The 1,830-nt window shown below is 69.8% G+C and carries 3 protein-coding genes; 1 reads left to right on the top strand and 2 read right to left on the bottom strand.

Annotated features, from left to right (window positions below; all coding sequences use genetic code 11):
- A partial coding sequence (locus tag AC2VON_RS19050; RefSeq protein ID WP_486954345.1) for a zinc-binding dehydrogenase occupies positions 1-667 on the top strand: 667 nt, incomplete at its 5' end.
- 18 nt (positions 668-685) lie between these two features.
- Here the strand turns inward: AC2VON_RS19050 and AC2VON_RS19045 are convergent.
- Together AC2VON_RS19045 and AC2VON_RS19040 are read right to left on the bottom strand one after the other, a co-directional pair.
- Positions 686-1,342: an L-fuculose-phosphate aldolase gene (locus tag AC2VON_RS19045; protein WP_486954344.1), complete on the bottom strand. Its 657-nt coding sequence runs from the start codon at positions 1,340-1,342 to the stop codon at positions 686-688.
- A partial coding sequence (locus AC2VON_RS19040; protein WP_486954343.1) for an NAD(P)-dependent oxidoreductase occupies positions 1,339-1,830 on the bottom strand: 492 nt, incomplete at its 5' end. The genes AC2VON_RS19040 and AC2VON_RS19045, both read right to left, overlap by 4 nt.

Here is a 1,830-nt window from a genome sequence, read left to right as displayed (position 1 = left end):
CGACCCGTTCTCGGTGTCGCTGCATTCGATCACCCGGCACCCGCCGCCGCCGTCCAGCCGGGTGCTGGTCTACGGCGCCGGTTCGCTGGGGTTGTGCGCCGTCGCGATCCTGCGGGCGCTGTACCCGGATGTGGCGGTGGCGGTGGTGGCGCGCTTCGACGCCCAGGCGAAGCTGGCCCGCCGGTTCGGCGCGGATCTCGTCCTGGCACACGAGCCGCGGCTGGCCGTCATCGAGGAGCTGTCGGCCTGGGGCGGCGGCCGGCTGCGCCAGCCGCTGCAGGGCCTGCCGATGGCCTATCCGGGGGCGATCGACGTCGTCTACGACACCGTCGGCAAACCGGAGACGTTCGAGGTCGGGGTGCGGGTGCTCAAGGCGCGCAGCACGCTGGTCAAGGCCGGCGTGCACGGACCGGGGCGCTGGGAGTGGAGTCCGCTGTACTTCAAGGAGATAAGCTGGGTGGGCTCCAACGCTTTCGGGGTCGAGGAGGTCGGCGGTGTCCGCAAACACGCGATCGCGCACTACCTCGACATGGTGGCCGACGGCCGAATTGACTTGCAGCCCATGCTGACTCACACCTTTGCACTGGACCAGTGGCGCGACGCGTTCCTGACCATCGCCGAGCAGGGTGAGACGGGCGCGGTCAAGGTGGCCGTCGACCAGCGTTAGCCGGCGGTGCTCGCGGTACTACCCAGCGTTGGCCCGCAGGTAGGTGTAGATCCCGGCGAAGCCGGCGTTGATGTCCTCGGGCAGCGGTATCGGCCCGCCCAGAGCCCTTGCCCCCCAGACGATTTGCGCCGTGCGTTCCACCAGTGCGGTGACGTGCATGGCCTTGTCCGGGCGCGGTGCCACCGCAACCATCCCGTGGTTGGCGATCAGCGCCGCCGCCCGGCCGTCCAGCGCCTTGACCGCGTAGGCGCCGACCTCGGGGGTGCCGGACGCGGCGTAGTCGGTGCAGCGGATGTCTCCGCCGCAGTAGATGGCGAACTCGTCGATGCAGGCCGGTATGGGCTGGTGGGCGATCGCGAACATGGTGGCCCACACCGGGTGGCTGTGGATGACGGAGCCGACGTCGTCGAAGGCGTTGAAGCACGCCAGGTGCAGCTTCATCTCCGTCGACGGGGCCCGGCCCTGCGCCGCGTGCAGCACCTCGCCGTCCGGGTCGACCAGCACCAGGTCGTCGAGCGTCATCTCGGCATAGTCCACCGACGACGGCGTGATGACCAGATTGCCGTCCTCACGGCGGGCCGAGATGTTTCCCGCGGTACCCTCCACCAGGCCTCGGCGCAACATGTCCTTGGCGGCCGCCAGCACCGCGTCCTCGGCATTGTCAACGAACTTCATGACCTCAACACCTCCGGGTTGACTATATGGGTGGGCCGCCGGCCCGTCAGCAGCGCCTCCAGGTCGTCGGCCACCATCTGTGCCTGTCGGGCCTCGGTGTTCCACGTCGCCCCGCCGATGTGCGGGGTCAGCACCACGTTTCCCATGCCCACCAGCGGGTGGTCGGTGGGCAGCCATTCCCCGGCGAAATGGTCCAGCCCGGCGGCGGCCACCTTGCCGCTGCGCAGCGCGGCGACCAGTGCGTCGGTGTCGTGCAGCTGAGCACGGGCGGTGTTGAGGAAGACCACGCCGTCGCGCATGGCGGCGAACTGACTGGAGCCGATCATCCCGGCGGTCTCATCGGTGACCGGCGCGTGCAGTGAGACGATGTCGGCCAGCCCGAGCAACTCCTGCAGGCTGTGCTGAGCCTCGTCGGCGTAGGGGTCGTAGGCGATGACGCGGCACCCCAGCCCGGACAGCCGCCACTTCGTCGCGCGTCCCACCGCGCC

The sequence above is a fragment of the Mycobacterium sp. TH-M82 genome, from assembly GCF_057473605.1.
Note: the sequence above shows the minus strand (reverse complement) of the source record. Positions and strands in the feature narration are given on the sequence as shown.

What these genes read in the sequence shown, in the direction of transcription:
- AC2VON_RS19045 (WP_486954344.1), bottom strand. Translation starts at nt 1,342, where the DNA reads ATGAAGTTCGTTGACAATGCCGAGGACGCGGTGCTGGCGGCCGCCAAG.